The organism is Desulfovibrio sp. An276 (assembly GCF_002159665.1).
GTDB lineage: Bacteria > Desulfobacterota > Desulfovibrionia > Desulfovibrionales > Desulfovibrionaceae > Desulfovibrio > Desulfovibrio faecigallinarum.
Window position 1 is genome coordinate 61,044 of record NZ_NFJC01000009.1, and the last position, 20,158, is coordinate 81,201.

22 protein-coding genes and 1 tRNA gene are annotated in these 20,158 nt (G+C 51.1%); 22 read left to right on the forward strand and 1 reads right to left on the reverse strand.

The genetic code is table 11. The annotated features are described in order from the left end of the window. The first annotated feature begins 59 nt into the window (after positions 1–59). From B5F76_RS05820 to B5F76_RS05920, 22 genes are all read left to right on the forward strand, one after another. Complete coding sequence (locus B5F76_RS05820) at positions 60–524, forward strand: hypothetical protein (RefSeq protein ID WP_087352253.1); 465 nt, start codon at positions 60–62, stop codon at positions 522–524. Positions 525–579: 55 nt separating this feature from the next. Next, positions 580–2,124, forward strand: a complete 1,545-nt coding sequence (locus tag B5F76_RS05825; protein WP_087352256.1) for a hypothetical protein — start codon at positions 580–582, stop codon at positions 2,122–2,124. Positions 2,125–2,127: 3 nt separating this feature from the next. Continuing rightward, positions 2,128–5,163, forward strand: a complete 3,036-nt coding sequence (locus B5F76_RS05830; RefSeq protein WP_087352258.1) for a hypothetical protein — start codon at positions 2,128–2,130, stop codon at positions 5,161–5,163. Between the two features lie 42 nt (positions 5,164–5,205). Continuing rightward, positions 5,206–5,661, forward strand: a complete 456-nt coding sequence (locus B5F76_RS05835) for a hypothetical protein (RefSeq protein ID WP_087352260.1) — start codon at positions 5,206–5,208, stop codon at positions 5,659–5,661. A gap of 12 nt (positions 5,662–5,673) precedes the next feature. Further along, positions 5,674–6,366 carry a hypothetical protein gene (locus B5F76_RS05840; RefSeq protein WP_087352262.1) on the forward strand — a complete coding sequence of 231 codons (693 nt, stop codon included), beginning with the start codon at positions 5,674–5,676 and terminating at the stop codon, positions 6,364–6,366. Then, the gene (locus B5F76_RS15105) at positions 6,367–7,188 is read left to right on the forward strand and encodes a hypothetical protein (protein WP_087352264.1); all 822 of its coding nucleotides are present in this window, start codon (positions 6,367–6,369) and stop codon (positions 7,186–7,188) included. Between the two features lie 110 nt (positions 7,189–7,298). Further along, positions 7,299–7,640 (forward strand): hypothetical protein, encoded by a 342-nt coding sequence (locus B5F76_RS05850; protein WP_162608708.1) that lies wholly within the window; start codon positions 7,299–7,301, stop codon positions 7,638–7,640. Between the two features lie 3 nt (positions 7,641–7,643). After that, positions 7,644–8,174 carry a hypothetical protein gene (locus B5F76_RS05855; RefSeq protein ID WP_087352269.1) on the forward strand — a complete coding sequence of 177 codons (531 nt, stop codon included), beginning with the start codon at positions 7,644–7,646 and terminating at the stop codon, positions 8,172–8,174. An 18-nt stretch (positions 8,175–8,192) separates the two neighbouring features. Beyond that, positions 8,193–9,092 carry a hypothetical protein gene (locus B5F76_RS05860; RefSeq protein WP_087352272.1) on the forward strand — a complete coding sequence of 300 codons (900 nt, stop codon included), beginning with the start codon at positions 8,193–8,195 and terminating at the stop codon, positions 9,090–9,092. Then, positions 9,092–9,823 carry a hypothetical protein gene (locus B5F76_RS14450; RefSeq protein WP_144268399.1) on the forward strand — a complete coding sequence of 244 codons (732 nt, stop codon included), beginning with the start codon at positions 9,092–9,094 and terminating at the stop codon, positions 9,821–9,823. The genes B5F76_RS05860 and B5F76_RS14450 overlap by 1 nt, the downstream gene beginning before the upstream one ends. Positions 9,824–9,905: 82 nt before the next feature. Then, entirely contained in the window at positions 9,906–10,277 is a 372-nt protein-coding gene (locus tag B5F76_RS05865; protein ID WP_087352274.1) for a hypothetical protein, read from the forward strand. 20 nt (positions 10,278–10,297) lie between these two features. Then, complete coding sequence (locus B5F76_RS05870; RefSeq protein ID WP_087352276.1) at positions 10,298–10,585, forward strand: hypothetical protein; 288 nt, start codon at positions 10,298–10,300, stop codon at positions 10,583–10,585. Beyond that, positions 10,578–11,204: a hypothetical protein gene (locus B5F76_RS05875; protein ID WP_087352278.1), complete on the forward strand. Its 627-nt coding sequence runs from the start codon at positions 10,578–10,580 to the stop codon at positions 11,202–11,204. The genes B5F76_RS05870 and B5F76_RS05875 overlap by 8 nt, the downstream gene beginning before the upstream one ends. Positions 11,205–11,219: 15 nt before the next feature. Continuing rightward, the gene (locus B5F76_RS05880) at positions 11,220–12,647 is read left to right on the forward strand and encodes a hypothetical protein (protein ID WP_087352280.1); all 1,428 of its coding nucleotides are present in this window, start codon (positions 11,220–11,222) and stop codon (positions 12,645–12,647) included. 13 nt (positions 12,648–12,660) lie between these two features. Then, positions 12,661–13,164, forward strand: coding sequence for a hypothetical protein (locus B5F76_RS05885; protein WP_087352282.1), 504 nt, complete (start codon positions 12,661–12,663; stop codon positions 13,162–13,164). A 20-nt stretch (positions 13,165–13,184) separates the two neighbouring features. Continuing rightward, entirely contained in the window at positions 13,185–13,847 is a 663-nt protein-coding gene (locus tag B5F76_RS05890) for a hypothetical protein (RefSeq protein ID WP_087352284.1), read from the forward strand. 2 nt (positions 13,848–13,849) lie between these two features. Continuing rightward, positions 13,850–14,794: a hypothetical protein gene (locus B5F76_RS05895; protein WP_087352285.1), complete on the forward strand. Its 945-nt coding sequence runs from the start codon at positions 13,850–13,852 to the stop codon at positions 14,792–14,794. Between the two features lies 1 nt (position 14,795). Continuing rightward, positions 14,796–15,710: a radical SAM protein gene (locus B5F76_RS05900; RefSeq protein WP_087352288.1), complete on the forward strand. Its 915-nt coding sequence runs from the start codon at positions 14,796–14,798 to the stop codon at positions 15,708–15,710. Further along, the gene (locus B5F76_RS05905) at positions 15,711–16,625 is read left to right on the forward strand and encodes a hypothetical protein (protein ID WP_087352290.1); all 915 of its coding nucleotides are present in this window, start codon (positions 15,711–15,713) and stop codon (positions 16,623–16,625) included. 9 nt (positions 16,626–16,634) lie between these two features. Further along, the gene (locus B5F76_RS05910) at positions 16,635–17,666 is read left to right on the forward strand and encodes a hypothetical protein (RefSeq protein WP_087352293.1); all 1,032 of its coding nucleotides are present in this window, start codon (positions 16,635–16,637) and stop codon (positions 17,664–17,666) included. Between the two features lie 3 nt (positions 17,667–17,669). Then, on the forward strand, positions 17,670–19,130 hold the full coding sequence (locus B5F76_RS05915; RefSeq protein ID WP_087352295.1) for a carbamoyltransferase C-terminal domain-containing protein: 1,461 nt from the start codon (positions 17,670–17,672) through the stop codon (positions 19,128–19,130). Further along, positions 19,114–20,001: a hypothetical protein gene (locus B5F76_RS05920; protein ID WP_087352297.1), complete on the forward strand. Its 888-nt coding sequence runs from the start codon at positions 19,114–19,116 to the stop codon at positions 19,999–20,001. Before B5F76_RS05915 ends, B5F76_RS05920 begins: the two co-directional genes overlap by 17 nt. A gap of 67 nt (positions 20,002–20,068) precedes the next feature. On the opposite strand, the gene B5F76_RS05925 is transcribed toward B5F76_RS05920, so the two are convergent. Beyond that, positions 20,069–20,143, reverse strand: a tRNA-Gly gene (locus B5F76_RS05925). Between the last annotated feature and the right edge of the window lie 15 nt (positions 20,144–20,158).

Sequence of the window (20,158 nt, forward strand, 5' to 3'; positions counted from 1 at the left end):
TTTTTACAAACAGTTAGCGCGGCAGCGCTGAATGCCAATGTTAGACACCTCCAGCTACTATGCTTGATACCCGCCTCTACTCAGCAACCAACCGCATAGTTCAGAACAACGAAGTCCACTACGAAGAGATGGATCTCGTCACAGCGGACAGCGCTCCGGCAACAAGTGTCGAAATTCTGGCAAACAAGGTAGTAAAGTTTATGCTCACCGCCAGGGGTAGTGATGCTTTTGAACCGAACTATGGTGGTGTATCCATGCATCATGGACAGATCTGCGATGCCTACCTGCCGAAGCTGCGTCTTGAGGTGCTGGACGATATTTCTCGTTGCCAGACCTATATAAATCAGAGCGAAGCGCAGCTTGCGGCAAATGACACAGAGTCCGAGCGTCTTTATACCATAGTGCTCAGAGATATAAAGTACGATCCTCTTGTTACGCCCACCAGAGTAGATGTGTACATAGAGATTATTTCAACGACAGGCAAGCGCGAGGTAGTGGCTATTACGAACAATACCGATAGATAATCGGTGTTGTTCGTAACTTGCAAGTGCGTGTTTTAGGTAGTTGCATTTTACACACATGGCAAACGTATATTTCTCCCAAGACGATCTCACCAACGCCACCAACGTAATCATCGAGTATCTGCGCGATACCGGCTACGAGGGTTCCGTTGAGGCTGGCACGGGCATATCCGATGCCGTCATCAAGCCCAACGCCCTGCTCTACGCTCTGTTCTCTCAGCTGGTGGACAGGGCTCGCGCCTACCTGAGCCTGCAGCAGGCGACAAACATGTACAACGCCACCCAGCTATCCGAAGACGAGTACAACGATGCTGTAGACAGCATTTTGTCCAACTGGTTTGTCACCCGCAAGGACGGCCAGCCAACCTACGGCACGATACGCATATGGGTGTCTCAGCCTCTGGAGTTTGTGCAGTTTGTTGACGGCAACAGTGTTGGTACCTGCGGCTCGATACCCGTGGTTGCCAATGGCGACCAGGTGTTTGTGGAGTCTGATTTTTCGAGAATCGTAAACGCCACCAACACTTACAACGAGTACTACATTGATGTGGCTGTGAGGTCTGCGGAAAACACGGACGTTTTAATTACCGCAGGCTCCGAGGCCACTGCTACCCTGTCTGATATTTACTACCTGCGTGCGTCAGTACCATCTACCTTTGTACCTGGAATTTCCCGCGAGACAACCACAGCGTTTATCGAACGCACGCGCATGGCTATCACCACCCGCGAGCTTATCACCGACAGGGCCATAGACACTGTTCTGCGTGAGAAATTTGATTCCATCCTGAGCCTGTATGTAGCGGGTCACGGCGACAGGGAACAGATGCGCGACATTGTTACCTTGGAAAACGGTGTGCGTGTGCACTACGGCAACAAGGCTGATATTTATATCGCTTCTCAATTACAGAGAACTACGCAGGAATTTGTTGTGGGCGAAGACGGCAGTTTGCCGGTAGCCGAGTTGCCCGCCAATGCGCACATTGGACACATCTTAAGCTGCTACACCCTGGGCGAGCCTGACGAAGAGGGCATTGTGCCACAGATAGACGTGCCCATTACCGGTGTGAGTATTGAAGAGACAGACTGGAATATGTCTGGCTATCGTCCTGGTGTTATTAAGGTTGCGGCCACACCGGGCACCACAGTTACGCTCGAATGGCTCTCCGACCCCGCCCTCACCTCCATACAGGAATTTGTGTACTCGGAAGAGCAGCGCGTTGCCTGCTATGACCCCCAGGTAAAGCACAAATTTCCCGTGGTGCTGGACTTTGACATTACCGTGCAGCTTATCAACGAGGACGATGTAAGTCGCACAGAGGTCGTGAACGCGGTGAACGAGTACATTATCGGCCTTGCTGCTTCGGGAGACACATACCGTGAATCCGAGCTCATATCGTACATCCATGGCCAGGTATCCAATGTTCGCAGGGTGGACGTGCCCATTACCTGTACCGCTACGCTGTTTGACCCGGCCAGTGGCGCGTATAAGACCGCGCCTGTGACCAACATATTTGATATCTCTGCCTTCGGCTCACACTCACAGCAGATAAGTGAGAACACAATTCAGCTCTATACCGACGCAGCGCTTGTGAACGTGCACTAACACATGGCAATAATCCAATACCGTGATCATATGGCGTCCCCGGCGGTAGACGCCCAGCTGGCAAGCCTCGCCCAACAGACCATGAGTACGCGGGGCATGCTCACCATGCTCGGCGACTACTGGGTGGACTACTACAGGGATACGCCTACCCTCGCGCAGGCGCACTCCGGCTTTGTCGCCGCCGCTGGCCGCCAGATGACACGGCTGCTGGAGACCATCAAGTCCGGCAACATTCTGGATTTGCCTGTAGAGCAAGGTTTAGCCTTCGATTTGCTTATTTTTAATCGAAGCGATTTTGTAACTACTTATGATGCCGAAGGCAACATAAGTAGTTACTACGTCTCATTGGAAGGCTGTGACATAAACAACATTGAATTTCTCACAGTCAGCCTGTTCGAGTCTCCTGTAATACTGCAAAAGGGTCTGCACTACCGTATCGCAGACAAGGGCATCTACTTTTACGTGGACATATTCAACGACCCGTCCATCACCACGTACGAGTATCAGATGTCCGATGACGCCCAGCAGTCCGTTCTGCTGTGGGGCTGCTCCATAGCGCTCAACAGCTACTACATCTATCAGCGTTACGGACGCTTTCTCTACAGAAAAGCGGTAGACAGCTATCAGTACAGATGGACCGTCACCTCGCTGATGCGCTACTACACAGGCGCCAAGACGCCCTCCAACATACGGGACATCCTGGACATCCTCTTTGGCATACCCTACGCCCGCTACGATGGCGAGGTTATCAAAGACATTACCTGGGTAAACGAAGACCTTACCGAGTGGACGGAACACGAGCGCCATGACGAAGCGCCATACGTTCGCATAACGACCGACAGGGGCACGTATTACTCTTACGGTCTGTCTACGGTGAAGTACAAGGTAGGCGACGCGGTTTCCAAGAATGAGCTCTTCTGCTCGTTCTGTGATGTTCTGGACTACATAAACTCGCCCGAATGGTGGAAAACAGCGTCCATGGGCTTTCCCGATTACTTGTTCAGTGATCAGGACAGCGCCGAGAACATGTCGGACTCCGAGAAGTACGACATCATGGACAAGATCCTCAAATACAACACGGTCTATACGCAGGTGAACATCACCTTCGAGTCGTATGACCTGTACATGCAGATTCTGGAAGACCTGTACACGATTATCAGGACGGGGTTTCCTGTTTACCTGAACCCGTACGTTGAAGTTATCTTCAGGATGCTGTTTCTGGATGACTTCAATCTCACGGATGTCGCCAAAGACGAGCTGTTCCTCAAGCTCATGCTGGTGTTCTCGGACCCCTTCCCCCAGGTACTCGACGTTGGCCCGCAGATGATCATGCGCATGCCAAACATCTGGGACAAGTGGGGATTCAACAAGATTTACGATGGACGCTTCCACTACGACGCCGAGATAGACCACTCCCCCGTAGATCTGCTTGGATGGGAGAGATTCTACCTCGACATTGGCTACAACCCGCAGGATACCTACGACGTTCGAAAACGGGTTAACGACGCCAACCACCACTTCCACCTGCACAGAACGTTCAGCGATCCCTTCTGCCCATTTGTTCTCTACGACGGCAAGCACTACTACAGCGGCTACCACCAACATGACCTGTGGAATCACACCGGCAACCGCATGCTGGACAAACTGGCTCTGAATATAAACATCCCGAACTTCTGTGACCTTGTGCGCTTCAAACCGCTGTACGATGGCCGCTTTATCCACAGAAGCGAAATAACCTACGGCGGTGGCTACACCTTTGCCGCAGATACTTTGCGTACGCTTAACGTTGGGGTGAATATCGAGTCCCAGTACCACAAGGTTAAAGACCTGTACCTGCAGGCTAATGTGCATTGGACACCTGAGCCCGACAAGTACGCCGGCGCAACAGACAAGGGCGCCCTGCTCGACCTGTTTTTGCGTATGGCCGACCAGGCCCAGCACGCCAACGACAGCCTCGACCGCATCGATATGCGGGCGACCTTCGAGACGAAGTACGAAACTGTCGAGGACAAGGGCTTTGTAGCCAATGTTGCCATAGAGCCATGGCGAGATCCCTTCTGTCCGTACATGAAGTACGATGGCATGCGCTACTACGATGGCCGTGACCGCCATACCTTGTGGGTACATGACGACAACCGTATGCTGGACAGGCTACGCATGCACATCACCATGCAGGAGATGCGCGACCGCGTGCTGTTCGCCAAGACGTACAACGGACGCTACACGCACGCTGACCTGATAGACTACGGGCCGTACGACACCTTCGCACTGGATCTGTTCAACACCACCTACGCCGTGTACCTGACCGATCGAATGAACGAGATATTCGATGGTTTACGGCAGGGACTGGAGCTGGGGCTGAGCGACAGGTACGAGCATGAGACAACGGATGAAATGGGCACGCTTGGCATGACTGTGGAGTTGTCCGATGAGGGGCTGCAACCAGACGAACTGCCCAACACCTACGCAGGTGAGCTTGCCTTTGAGTCAAATATACAGCTGCGTGGCACGGAGCTGAAAAGGCATGTGACGTTTGCCCAGTCATTTATTGACGCCTTTTGCCCATACATGCGTTACAACGGCCTGCGGCACTACGACGGTAAGGATTTCCATACGCTCTGGGTGCACGATGAGGGCAGACTGACGGACAGGATAAAGGCGCTGCGCATTGGCTGCCACTTTGCCTCGAAGTTCAGAAAAGCGAAGGAAACCCTGTGGCAGAAGCTGCAACTGAGTTTTTCGGACGCCGTGAAGTTTGCCGACAGCATTGAGACAAAGCTGCGCGTCAAACTAGCAGATACGGCCCCAAAGGTAACGGACAGGGAACTGAGTTTTGCTTCCATTATGGAGCCTTTGTCCGACACAATCGCGGATACACCCTGTTATTTGTACTACGGTGGTGTCGCTCAATATGCCGGAGACTGTGACCACAACGAAAACGACGGCAATGAGCTGGCCTGTGACGGCCTTATAATCAACATAAATAAAAGAGTCGCAAAACGTAAACGTGCCAAACGGCGCTTCACAATATTTTTATAGCATCGATGCACCGTATTTAACTCAAAAGGGTTGCAACCTGATATGAAAGAAAATTTTACCGAAAACAAGCGCCCCCAGCCCCGTGGCGTGTTTGATCTGCATGTATACAAGAATGGCGTAGAGATTGAGCATTTTGTTGAACACAATCTGATCGTCAACACCGCTCGTACAGCCATGGCCCATCTTGTGGGTGACGCTGACCCCGACAAGCAGGTCACGTGGTTTGGCGTGGGCACGGACGCCAATGGTCCCGAGCTCGGTGACCTCTCGCTTACCGAGCCGTTTTGCAAGCAGCTGGACTCCCACGAATATCCCGAAGACGACGCCTACAGTGTGCGATTCAATTTTTCCCTGTCCACGGAAGAGGCCAACGGCATGGCTATTACCGAGTTTGGCCTGCTGTGTTCAGATGGCTCCTTGTTTGCCCGCAAGGTACGCAAGGTAATATCCAAAGAGTCCGACATTTCGCTGACCGGCACCTGGACGATTTTGTTCTAATGGAGACACCCCATGGCATATGTAGCCGAGGAATCAGTATGGAAAGAGGGGGTCTACCAGCTTGAGGAACGGGACCCGGTTCTCGGCGGCCCCAATGGCATCTCGAACCAGCCCAGCAAGGATTTAGCGTGCAGAACGCGCTATTTGTACGACCGCATGATTGGCCTGAATCAGGTCATCATGGGCAGGGAAATCCACGACTGGGTGGTAACTGCCACCACGGCGGCGGGAGAAGAAGTTACGTTGCCAGCCACCTATGAAGTTGGCTCGGACACGCTGATGCTCTTCTGTGACGCGACCGGATACATCGGGCCCAACTATTTTTCCGAGGTTGGCGAGGACGGCACACGCTCGCAGATCGTCACTTTTACGTTCGAATTACCTGTCGGTGTGCAGATGACGGAGGTAGTACTCGCGAGTGGCGACTCCGGCGCGTCTGGTCTGCCCGACGACACAATGCCCAAACTGCAGCAGGCTCTTACCGATGTGCGCGATGCTGTGTCCACGGTCGAGAAACTTGTTGCCCAGATGGACTATGTGGTTTTCGCGCACGACGATGAGGATGAGGAAAGCGACGATAGCATCGATGCTGAAGGCGAAGCCGGAAGCGCCGGTGCTGATGGTACCCTTAGCGTCAGCGAACTGCGCGCAAAAGCCACAAACGTTGGAAACGACGAAAAAACAACTACAAACGAGGTTTATTAAATGGCTGAACTGAAGAAGCTCTCTTACCGCGACCCCACTACCGGCGAAGAGAAGGAATTTCACCCTGTAACCGAGATGGCTGCCGTTGAGGGCCTTACCGAGAAGCTCGACAGCATGCTGGTGGACACCGCCCTTACCGGTACTCCTACCGCTCCGACCGCCTCTCAGGGCACCAACAGCACCCAGATTGCCACCACCGAGTACGTTGACACCGCTGTGGCTGCCGTGAACGCCGCCATTGCTTCTGGTGTGAACGTGCGTGGTACCCTTGGTACCGGTGGCACTGTCGAGACCCTGCCCTCCACCGATTACAAGCTCGGCGATATGTACGTCATCCGCACCGCTGGCACCTACGCTGGTCAGGTGTGCGAGGTTGGCGACCATATCCTGTGCGTGAAGGCTTATGAGGCAGAAGGTGCTTCCGATGCCGACTGGTCCGTCATCCAGAAGAACATCGACCGCGCTATTACCGGTCCTGCTACCGCTGTTGCCGATAACATCGCCGTGTTCGATGGCGCTACCGGCACCATTGTCAAGGACGGTGGCTTCAAGATCAGCGACTTGCAGTACACCCACCCTGCCTCTGGCGTGACCGCTGGCGCCTATGACCGCGTGACTGTCGATGTCAACGGCCATGTGACCGCCGGTGAGTCCTACACCGCCGAGCAGAAGCTGCAGCAGACCGGTATCACCTCTACCGCTGAGGAAATTGATGCCGCTGTCGATGCTGCCGCTGTTACCGAAGTGGCTGTGCTGGGCGCCGAGGATGAAATTCCTGAGACCCTCAAGAACGGTGGCCTGATTATTCGCGCTACCGCCTAAGCCCAGGCTTACCTCCTGAAATATGCGGGCGGGTGGCTCTGGCTGCCCGCCCCGGCTATGCGGCCTTCGGCCCAAAGCTATTAATCACATTTTATCGCTGCTTTTGCTTTGTGCTGACGCGCAAAACAAAAGCAGTAACAAGACGAGATTTACAGGCTATGCCCTTCGATATAGAACAGAAAAATGGTGCCTCAAGCACAAAGATATTCTCTTACAGTCCCAAGTTCGCAGAGTGGACTCTGGATGAGGACGTAGCCGCCAACTCCACTGTGCAGCTTCCCATCAGCTATACTGTTGGAAAAGAGAAACTTACTCTTACATGCAATGGTATTCAGCTTAACCTGAACAATTTTTCGCTGGTTGGTAGTTCTGGTACCACCTCCAGCACTGTTACCATACTGTTTCCCTTGAAAGCTGGCTATGAGATGAGCGCCAGTGTGCTGGGAGTGTAGGTAATGTCTGAAACTACTCCCCTGCTGATGAAGATGCTTGACCCTGCATGGCGCAACGATTGCGACTACGATGAGGGCGCGATCAAGTACCACAGTGGGAAGCATTACAAGGCGCTGCAGCCTTCTGGGCCTCATAGGGGGGGGGGAGTACGGCAACCCGATGAAAACACTACATATTGGGAAGAAGTAATACTTTCTTCTACCACAGTAGCTCGAAAAGAAAACATTGGCAGCATACAATCAATACCTGGAACATTCTGGTTCGATTCTCATTGTGGGGTAAACAAAGACGACATACCCCTGTACTTGAAAGAGACTGGCTATGACTGGACTGGTGTTCAGCTAGGTATGCGTGCAGGCAATGACAAGTTGCAGCTGATAATCAGTGACCAGCGAATGTACTTCCGTAGCGACGACAACCCACTGGGAGAGGAAGTATGGACAACAGACTCTTGGAAATTAATCAGTCTGAATTCGCTGGAATACGATGATACATCTGGTAATGGATACCCCAAACCAGAAACAGGAATTTAATACAAGGAATTTAGCATTATGCCCACAGCAACCCCATGGCTTGTCCGTGTTTTGGACTCCAACTGGAGAGACGACACCAACTACGCGGCTGGTGACCTCAAGTTTCACAATGAGAAATACTGGAAGGCTTTGCAGCCCTCCGGTCCTGATAAAGGTGGCGCCAAAGAGCCTGGTGTTGATGCTGGCGCGTGGGAAGAGCATGGTGGTGGCGGTTTTGACGCTGGTAGTGGCATATCCATAAGCGATGGCACGATTAAGGTGGATTCTTCCGTTGTGCGCACTACTGGTATACAGAACATTGGCGGTGAAAAAATGTTCACCGACTATGTTACTATTCAGACTGGTGAAAAGGGAGCAACGGACGAGCGTACTGTGAGCGAGGTGCTGCGCACCTACTATGACAGCGCGATAAACGCTCACATTTACCACGCATATACGCAGTCCACTCCGTATACAAAGCACGAGATGTTCCTGGGTGTCGGACCATTCGCATCCGATAGCAACACAGCAGAGGGCAACCAGTTCTTCCTTGGTATCCATACGGATGGATATTCCAAAAATTATGTGACCGCCCCATCTACCCGTGACAATCCTATTGATACCGAAGTGGTTACGGTAGATTACCTTAAAAAGTTCACAGCCTCCCAACTGCCCCTCTACTTCACAGCCGACAGCCTGGAGCTCCACACCTTCGTGCCGGCAAACGCCAAAACCGTGCGCTATGCCGCACTTGAGGCCGATGGCTCTGGCACTTCTGGCCTTACGCTTACCATGGCCCGTGATATTGGCTCCAGCGATTCTGTGGCAGTGGCAAGCACTGCCACAAACTGCACAGCGTACGCCAACCATTCTGTCACGTTTACGCTTGGCGGTGTGAGTGATCAGACCGAGATTGCCGCTATGGTGGTGTTTGAATAATGGGAATGTTGCTTGTAGCCTATGCAGATCCTGTCATATTTGTACCTGAATATGAAGAAAATTATGTGAACGACGGTGTCAGTGACACATATTGGGTATTTGAAACCCTAGTTAATCCTACTAATCCAAGACCTTCTTACAGATTACAGGTATATTGGGAAGGGATAAATTTATATAATAGCGGAGCTATAAGGCCTGCTTATTTGTATATGTATGAAAATATAACAGCTGTACTTAAAGATAATTATTTATATTGCAAATTAGATTTACAAGAACAGGATTCTACTACATTAAATAAATATTACAAAATAGGACGCGCAAACGTAACAACTTATAAAAGAAAAATTTTCATCGATATAATATGTGGTAATGATACAGACTCATACAGTATTGCTACAGATGTTCCAGCTGGTTCAGATTCAACTCATACAATACAAATAGCCTATAGAGGTGCTGTATCTCAAATTCACTATACACTTCATGCAGGTAGCGAAGGTAGCGCCTCAGAGCTACCTATTATTTATGAATACACAAGTCCTGCTCTGGACAGTGAATCCGCCCCCATTTCTCTGGTCATAACTGATGATCCTGATGTCACTGTAACTATAGACATCGACCAGTTCACCGATGCGAGCTATCAAGATGCTACTATCACACTAACAGGCAGGAACGATGGGAGTAACCCATTCGATGGTAGTGTTACGCCCGTCGATAGCTTTAAGTATGCATAAATGTCTCTGATATTAAGTGCTTACCCCCCCCCCTCAAATTTTGAGAACAGCCACTGGCTCCATAATCCCCAGTGCCTGCTACATGAAGTTTGATGTACTGAACGGCGGGATAATGGAAGCCAAGGGAAGCGTTACTCCCAAAGGCCCGTTTGACAGTCCCCTGGTAGCGGGAAACGAGTACCTGCTCTGGCCCGCTGGAACAAAGCTTACCCTGAATGGTCCGAGTGGCGCCCTGATGACTGGCGGTGAGGGTATCTACCTGGCCTTCTCGTTCCCGGAACAAAGCGGCTACACTTACCTGCAGCTTGGTGGATGGAGCGAAGCGGGTTTCGAAGGGCCCGATGGCTGCACATACACAGTTCCCGAAGGATTTGGGTACGTAATCAATCTGACGAGCTCCGGGCGAACCATGGAAGTTTCAATATCTGAAGACCTGAATCTCGTTGTATCTTAGAATCAAAGAGTAACAAAACAATGCCAACCCCGATACTTATCGCAGCACTTGACCCCTGCTGGCGTGACGACATCAACTACGATGTCGGAAACCTGAAAGCGTACGACGGAAAAATATACCGCTGCCTGAAGCCATCCGGCCCAAATACGAATGGCGGTGTCCGGCGCCCTGACGAGAATCCCGAGTACTGGGCGGTTTTTCAGACTGTGTACTCGGGCTACACGGCTGGTGATGGCGTCAAGATTGCTGGCGACGTTATCTCTGTCGATAGTTCGGTGGCGAGAATAAGCAGCACAAACGATGAGTAGCACACCCTATCTTCTCGCGGCTACAGATCCTGCCTGGCGTAACGATGCTGATTACGACGCCGGAGCTCTCAAGTATCACGGCGGCAAAATTTATAAAGCATTACAAGCGACTGGACCTCATAGGGGGGGGGTAAGACCCCCCGGCGACAACAACGCGTACTGGGTTGAGCTGGCGGAAGTGGATGACTCCCGGCTGGTGCATACAAGTGGGAATGAAATCATCAACGGCGACAAAGTGTTCAATTACTCTGCCATAGATATACGAGAGCCGAAGTACATATCGACAGAGGACCCGGAGTCAAATCAGTTCTGGAATATCCAGATGACTGACGGAAATGGCAAATCAGTTGGTGACATTCTCTTTTTCCACAACACAGAAGCTAACGGCGGTGATTCAGGATTTGAGTTTCGTATCCTGAGCCATGACGATGAATCCCTGAGTAATACTGCCAATCTGGGTGTGTTTTACGATGACACTCTCTCTGAACCGTACGCGATGGCCCCGTCTACCAGAAGCAACCCGCTTGACCGGGAAATAGTCACAGTGGATTTTCTGAGGAAATACGTGGCTGAGGCGCTCGCCGCGTCGCAATCACAACAAAGTGAACAACAAACATAGAGGACAAAAACATATATGGCTTCCCTAACCCCATGGCTGTTGCGCTCGCAAGACCCTCTCTGGCGTGATGACCATGACTACAAGGTCGGCGCGATACGCACGGGTTCCGATGGCGCCATGTACACGGCCATCAAGGAAAATGGCCCGAATACCGAGGCTGGCGTAAAGGACCCGACCAAGAGTCCTGACTGCTGGATGTCGCTGAAAGACTCCCTCTCCATTGATGGCCCGAATTACCTCAAGCCAGAAGATATAGGCGCCGTCAGCCTTGAGGGCGACTCCGTCGCCCCTGCCGCCACCAAGCTCGAAACAGAGCGCACGCTGGCCGGTGTGGCCTTCGATGGTACGGGTGACATTATCTGGTATGGCGCGTGCTCTACCGCCAGTGGCACGGCGGCCAAGACAGTGGCCCTCGAAGGCTTCAAGCTGGGTACAGGCGCCGAGGTTACCGTAAAGTTCAACAACACGGTAACGAGCGCCAATCCTACATTGAACGTAAACAATACGGGCGCAAAGGCCATATTTTACAATGGCGCGGCGGTGGCAAGTGGCGTACTGCGTGGTAATCGTTTTTACCGCTTTGTGTATGACGGCACACGATGGAATCTGATTGGCGATGCCGACGCAGACGTTAAGCAAACTGCTGTTACCACGAACGATCAGTTTCCGTTGCTGTTTACCGGCACGGCGGACGCGACAGGTACGAAAGTAGAGGGGACACAGTTCGGCACGAAGATTACCGCCAACCCTTCGACCGGTACCATCACGGCTACGAAGTTTGATGGCGCTGTTGAAGGTAACGCTGATACCGCCTCTAAGTTGGCGACAGCATGCAACATCGACGGTGTGGAGTTCGATGGCAGCGCCAGCATTACCCACTACGGCACCTGCTCTACCGCAGCGGGAACAGCTGCCAAGACAGTGGCGCTCACAAACTTTGTGCTTGAGAAAGGTGCTTGTGTTGTTGTCCGCTTCAGCAACAGTAATACTGCCACCAACGCCACGTTAAACGTCAACCGCACCGGAGCCAAAGCCATCAGGTACAAGAATGCTGCCATCCCGGCAGGCATGCTTGAGGACGAGGGAACCTACGAATTTACCTACGACGGCTCGTGCTGGCAGTTGGTCGGTGTCGCTACCAGTACCATTGATGGCAGCACGCTTCTCAATAATAACTTCAACAATCTCACTACAGCTGGACAATATTTTGTACATAGCACCAAGGGTACTACCACCAATGCTCCTATGGATGTGACAGCAGATTGGTGGGTCACTGTATCCGTTTACGGTTCTGGTACAAACAGAAAGATACTCCAGGAAGCGCGTATGCACAGTACAACAACAAGCAGCGCTACTGCCGGAACATCACATCTTCTGTCACGAGGCTGCTCCAATACTACATGGGGACCGTGGCAGTATCCGTATACACAATTTGCAGGATAAGGGGGAATCACACATGACTGCACAAGAAATCAGGTCTCTTGGTCTGGACGAAAAGACAGAATATTTTCGTGGGCTCCTGTCCAACCTGGACAACAGCAACGAGGCAGACATCCTTAACGTTTTCCGTCTGGTAAACTCGTACAACTCATTTGATGATGACTTCTTCACCAACGAGGCAAGCTATATCTCGGACATCTCCGAGTTCATCGACATTCGCATGTCCCTGGAAAAGGAAATTAGTGACTTCTCGCTGGAGATGGTTAAGTGGTACCTGTCTGCCCTCGCCTCTTGTGACATCAGAGCCAACGACGACGAAGACTCCAAGGTTGATATGCCCATGTTGGTGTATGGCTTCTTCGCCAGCGCCACCATTCCCATGATGTCCGCCATGATGAATAGCGTGGACATGACCGCTATCGACATGGCTCACCTGTACAAGGTTAAGGGAGCGTTCTCCCTGCTGGCCCGCATGTTCAGAAGTCACGCCTTCGTGGCTACCTACCTCGGCCAGTTCTAAGACATTTATCGGAGGATACAATGGCTATTCTGCCAGGCGCCCAGATCACATTTAAGGACATTGTGGACAACGCATTCACTCTACTGAAGAGCTCTGTCGACAATATTGATTCCTACACTGGTAACGCCACAAACACCAATTTCAATGCAAGAACCCAAAAAGTTACCGGAAGCACTGACGCCAAGAAGGGCAAGGAAGGCTACGCTACCGCTGACCTTACGCTCACCTTCACCGGCAAGCCTCCTGTTGTCACCACAGCAGCCTTCACGACAGCCTGGAAAGAGTGGCTTGAGGACTCCGGGTTCTCCTCGAAACTGAATCAGCTTATCACCATCAAGTCACTGCTTCAGTTCCTCACGGCCCTGTCCATGTACGTGGCATCCAGATTCGTTGTGGTCACCAACCCCATCAATCAGGTATCTGCCCGCTTCTTTGTGGAAAACGCAGTGCCCGCGCTCGATGACATATCCGAAATGGAGCCCATCAAGTCAGCTGACATCACCACAATGCTGAACAACATCAAGGATACGGTAACCAACTACAAAGCCCAGGCATGCACAGTTTCCTGGGGAGCACTGAACGTGTCCTCTTGTTGTTCGTCTTCGTCCTCTTCCTCCTCATCCTCTTCGTCTTCTTCTTCCTCGTCTTCTTCAATGTATATCGCGTTTTACGCGCTGGATTAGGCATGAACAGGCAGCTTCAGATAGAGCTGTGGCCCGAATGCCGGTGCACCAGGTGCAGATTCTGCAACCTGGTGCTCACCAGCGAAATGCGAGGCAACGGGCTGCAAAGCAATCCCAATATCATTCTGGCTCCTGCGGAAAAAATTGTTTTTCTTGACAGGGCCATTTTTTTTCTGGATAATATGAACTGGTCATTGTATGACACACTTCTTGTAAGAGGTGGTGAAGTATTCAATGACTACGATGAGGCAATAGCTCCAAAGTTTACTACACTCATGGAAAAGATTTCCGGCTTTGTAAACGATGGAAGAGTAAAGAAGGTTTTCCTGATTACCAGTCTCAAGTATCCCTTTGAGCATAGTCTCCTGCAACTTGCATTCAAAGTGTTCAGGCATTGCGGTGTTGATGTGCGAGAGAAGGTTCTTGTTGGTACAAGCTGGGACGCCAAGTATCGCTTTACCAACAACAGTCTTGGGTACTGGAAAGAGAATATGGCCTATCTCGATGCGCATGGGATACCTGTGCACATCACGTCTATTCTCACACAAGCGCTCATTGAGGGGTTCTTCGCAAAGGACAGCAATGTCCTGGAAGCCATGAACCGGGACTTTGACTTCATCGCCGCGCAGGGCAAGCCCGAACTGCTCTTCCTGGAGAAGTTCTTCCCTGTGCGAGACGATTGCCTGAAGTTCCTCGTTCAGCTGAAGAACTCCAAGTACAGTCCTATCTGGTACAGGTTGCTCCACCAGGATTACCGGCGAGCTGAGAGCATCTACTTTACTGAACAGGAAGCTCTGCGTACACGAGATCTTGCTACCTACAAGACGGTTCTGGCAGATGACAATCAGGAAGTCCTGAAATGTGGTCACCCGAAGGAATACGCAAACTATGTTGACAGTGACGCGTGTTTCTTATGTGACCTAGAGAAGATATCAAGGATGTTTTAACGTGACAGGTAACATGGTGCAGTATGCTGTTTTGCCAAACTGCACAAATAGCTGCAAATTCTGTCTCTGCAGGGACAAAAGAGTTTTGACTACAGAACAGATCGTCCACAGGATAGACAGAATCGCGGAGAACATAAATTACATTGACTGGGCAGGGAAGTTCTGTAGAGGAATTTCTCTGCTTGGTGGCGAGGTGTATGGGTACAAGGACCCTCTGTACGAAGAACGGTACCTATCTCTCGTCAACGATATCTGCCAGAAAATCCTGAAACCCGTTGGTCCTGGCGCCAGGTACTCGACCGTGACCAACGGCATATACAAGCCGGATTTTCTGTTTCAGTGTGCTGACCTGATAGTATCTGAATGTGGTCTTGATTACCTGGATGTTAACTTCAGCTACGACCTCAAGTATCGGTATAGGACAGAAGAGGCGCGTCAGCTGGCCCTGAGCAATATCAACGCGTTCTCGAAACGGTATGATTACCGGGTTGGCGTACAGATGATCCTCACACAGCACGTCATCAACAGTGTGTTTGACGGCTCGTGGAGCATGAAGTCCTTCATTGAGAACGAGATTCCCGGAAATCAGCTGGTATTCCTGTATCCTCACCCGATACGCTCAAACGGCTTGCCCCTGGAAGACTTCTTTTTTAAGCGTGCGGATTTCCTGAAATTCCTCCTGTACCTGGAAGAACATCACCCCGACATTCACGCGAATACCATCCTGTCTACGAAGAACTCCGGGACATTCAAATATACTGGGCTGTTCTACCCTGAGAAGGGAGCTGACCAGCCACCGATTCTTGCCGACGGAAAGGAAGTTCTGCAGGAATGTGGGCACAGTGTCTTATACAACTGCTATTCGGATTCAGACAGATGCATGTTGTGTGATATTGAAAAGTTATGGAGCTTATAAATGGCGTTTCTTCAATATGAATTGTGGAAAGACTGTAACAATGGGTGCAAATACTGCTTCAATCAGTACATTCCCAAAGTGCGTGACAAGGCCGCTGCCCTCGATTACGCTATCAAATCTCTAAAAGAAAAGGTATTGGAGCCGGGTTCTTCCATTGGCTTTATGGGCGGAGAATTCTTTGGCGGACAGCTCGCTGACCCCAGGGTGAAAGCAAAGTTCTATGAAATGGCCGAGCTGGTTATCGAAAAGCTTCGCACAGACCCACCCGGACGCTTTATGATCATGGCTGCCCTTATGGCAGATGACAAGTCGGACTGGTTTGAATTCTGCGACTTTATCCATGAGCGCAACTTCGACAAAAACATGCTTATCTGCACCTCATGGGACAAGCTGCATCGGTTCACTGACCGTACTTTGAAAAATTGGGAAGAGACCATGCGAGAAACGCAGCAAAGGTACCCCGACATGAGAATCCATGTAGAGATGATTCTCACAGAGTACCTGATTCAGAGCATTATGGCCGACCCGATGTACCTGAAGAATTTTGAGAAGGAATGGAATTGCCGAGTCGATTTCAACATTCCTTACCTTCCGATGCTCTGCGAGCTGCACAGTGAGACCAAAGAAGAATTCAACAAGCGTCTCCCGGACTTTCTCCCCAAAAGAAAGTCGTTCCTCAATCTCCTCAGAACCAGGCCAGACTCTTTCGATCTGGCAGGGATTGCCAACCACAACTTCCACTCTTCAGAACTGCACTATTCTCTTAATGACAAGGATTGGATTATCCTTCCCGAGCGTGACAAGATGGAAACCACCTGCACCAACCTCAAGCCTTGTAATAATTGCTGTGGGTATGCAGACTCCAACATCAAAATTCAAAGCGATATAAAAAACTTTCTGAAAATGTGCATGTAGGATAACAGCATGGGTACAGTTACATACGAACAGATTCGCACCATACTTGAGAAGAAGGGGTACTCCCTAGAATGTGCCCACGCCACACCTCCCGGATTACCGGAATGGCCGGAAAGATCGCTGGTCTCCCTCACCCCGGAACAGGCAAGGCTGCTCCTCAATCACGACAATGCACTGAACAAGACTCGCAAGAAGCGCATCGCCAACCAGATGGGCGCAGACCTGCAAATGGGGACATTCTCAAGCAATACTGAAGAGATTCGCCTTCTGCAGAACTACAAGATTCATAACAGGACTTATCTGCTTGAAGGTATCGCCTCTGGGGCAGCACCCGTTGATGTCTATATTAATGTAAAGAACCCAAACAAGTTCGGCTTTGGTAATGACCACGAGGCCATCTGCGCCGAGCTTGTGCATGCTGTGAAGCAGATTCTTCAAGAACATGGCAGTGATCTTCCCGAGCTCGACCAAAGCGTCTGGGAAGAGGAACTTCCCAAAAAGCTCGTTGACAAAATCGATATCGGGCCGCTTGATCCGATACGTGTTCCCGACGCCTACGACATGCCTGAAGACCCGATTACCGTAATCGGCGTACTCTCTACCGACCGCAGCACGGAGTTTCCGGACAAGCTATACATTGTGCGGGGCAACTCACAGTCCGGTGAGGCTACCAAATACCCGTGCACACTTATTCCGGCCAGCGGTGAACAGCGTCTCGCACTCAAACCTGGTGCATATACTGGATTGTTTTCCCCGGATACCCATACGGATATCGGTTTTGTGAACCTCGTGCAAAACCAGCCTGTGCAGCTGTATTACCCGATAATCGAAGACAACGTGCTCACAGGGTACAAGGAATCTCCCTATACCTTCATGCGAGTCACCATACCTGTTCAGAGCTCGGGTAACGGCATCATTCCAGCTGGAGCAAAGTTCGATACAACGAATACTGAGGACCTGTTTATCACAGCTCTGGGCCTAGATTTCATCGTAGACACCATTACCTACATTGTCCTCGAAGACACTGACTTTACAGCGTAACTCATGTCATCGATACCAGAAATCTACAAAGGGTCAAATGGACTCCTGGTAAACGGCAAGGTACTCTTCATCATAGAGACAAAGAAAGTACCTTCTGCCTCAGACTGGTTATTCCAGGCAGCCAAGTCCTACGGAATAGGCATGGACGAGTGCCACATTCTGGCGAATAACCCAGACCCTTCCCTGCATCATCTCTGCCATGCGTATGCCGCCTACTTTCAATCCGGCTTCCGCGATGCGTCCGTCCTGGTCATTGATGGGATGAACGAGGTAGGGGGCATCAGCATTGGCATATATAGAGCTACCGGCGACACCATTGAGGAAGTACGCGCTTATCCCATGGCGTACTCTCTTGGGTCGTTTTACGCCAACGGCGTGGCACTATGCGGTTTTGGTAATGTTGACTACGCTGGCAAGCTGATGGGGGCTTCCTCCTATTCGGAAACAGTAAGGGACTGTCCACCGTTCTTTCTGGTAGATCCGCACACTGGTGATGTGATTGAGTGTAATGGCTACTTTGAACCCGGTGGAGAACGGGTAAATTTTGTTGGAGAAGAGCTCCTCGGCAAGATTATGGGGTCGCCCGATATCTGGCCCAGAAAATCATTCGACTTCCGCAGTGCTATCACAGCGGCAACTGTCCAGCATCTCTTTGAACAGTCCGTGTTTAGTCTGCTTGAGTACATACACAACGCCCTGCCCTCCAGAAATCTGGTGCTTACCGGTGGTTGCGCCCTGAATTGCGTCTGCAACGGGAAAATCATGCGCAGCGGCATGTGGGACGACCTGTTCATCCCCAACATGTGTGAAGACCAAGGCAATATCATTGGCCGCATGGTGATGGAACTCGGGCAGAAGGTCACCAAGCCCTTCCTGTACAACAAGGTGACTTATGATGTTCCCAAGGAATTCTGTCATCCCATCAGCAAGGAGCAGCTTGCTGACCGTATCCGTAACGGGCAGATAGTCTCCTGGTTTGAGGGCGGTTCAGAATATGGCCCACGAGCCCTATGCCACAGGTCCATCCTTGCCAACCCTACTCTGCGCCGTACAGCCAACAGGGTGAATGAAATCAAGTGTCGCGAATATTGGCGTCCATTGGCACCTGTCGTTCTGGACACGCACTTCAGCACGTTCTTCGATGTTGATGGCAGAATCTGGTATCCGCACAAGGTTATGCTCGCTACGGAATACATCCGTGACAAATGGCAGAGGAAACTTCCAGCTGTGTGCGCGCCAGACAACTCCTCCAGACCACAAGTTCTCACAGACAATTCGTACAACCACACACTGTACACCCTGATGCGTGACTACGATCTACCAATCCTGGTGAACACATCTATGAATGGGGCAGGAGAACCAATTTGCGAGACACCAGAGGACGCAATCAGATTCAGCTCCAGAAATGATGATGTGATGCTCGTCTTTGTGAAGGATGACGTTATCTATGCAGCCAATCAATGAATTCCTGCTCTGGAACAGCTGTAAAAACCACTGCAAGTTCTGCCACCAGAAGGCCAACAGGAAGAAGTATCCGGGCAAGTTTCCCGATGACGAAGGAAAGCTGAAGTCCCTCCAGCTGGTCGAAAAATTTATCAGGAAAGGAGGCACTGCTCCCGGATCACATATCCTCTTCATGGGCGGTGAGCTCTTTGACTCGCAGATGTCTCCTGACACACGAGGAGCTTTCAGACACCTCGCCCAGCTGGTGGCAAGCAGGATGCTGTCTGGAGACACAGGGCTGCTGTACCTGAACTCGAACCTCATCTACCAGGACACCAGCCTTCTGCACACCATCCTTCATGTTTTCAACGACAAGGGGCTTGGGAGTCGCATACGCTTCACGACCTCGTATGACCTTGCGTACAGATACAAAGACAGGCATGACCGCATTCTGGCTGAGCGTAATATGCGAGAAATCAGTAGATGTTATCCATCCATGCCTCGCGTAGCCAACTGCATCATCACGGACAAAGCTTGCGGCTTTCTTATGCGTTACCCTACCTTATTGAATTCATTCAAGGAACTGTGTGGGTTTGATCTGAACCTAATCCCCTACATACGCCTGCATGACTACATGGCGCCAACAAGGGCAGAAGTACTGTCACTGCTCTTGAAGATGGATGAGACATACCCTGGGTATATCGACAAATATGTCGGTAATCTCGCAGTGAAACAGGAGCGCGTCCTCTGGGAGTTCGACGGTGAGAAGCTGGTCTACGCATCGTCGAAAGATGCCCCCTGTGGGCACAATGAAAACTTTCGCCGAGTGTACCGTGGGGACGACAGATGTTTTATCTGTGATTGTCTGAAGTTAAGGGATGCTGTTTTATAGCTAAAAACAAGTAGCGTCGTATGCATAACAAAAAGCCCCTCTCCGCAAAGGAAAGGGGTTTCAAATATGGAGCGGGAAACGGGATTCGAACCCGCGACTTCCAGCTTGGGAAGCTAGCATTCTACCGCTGAATTATTCCCGCTTGGAAGTGTATGTT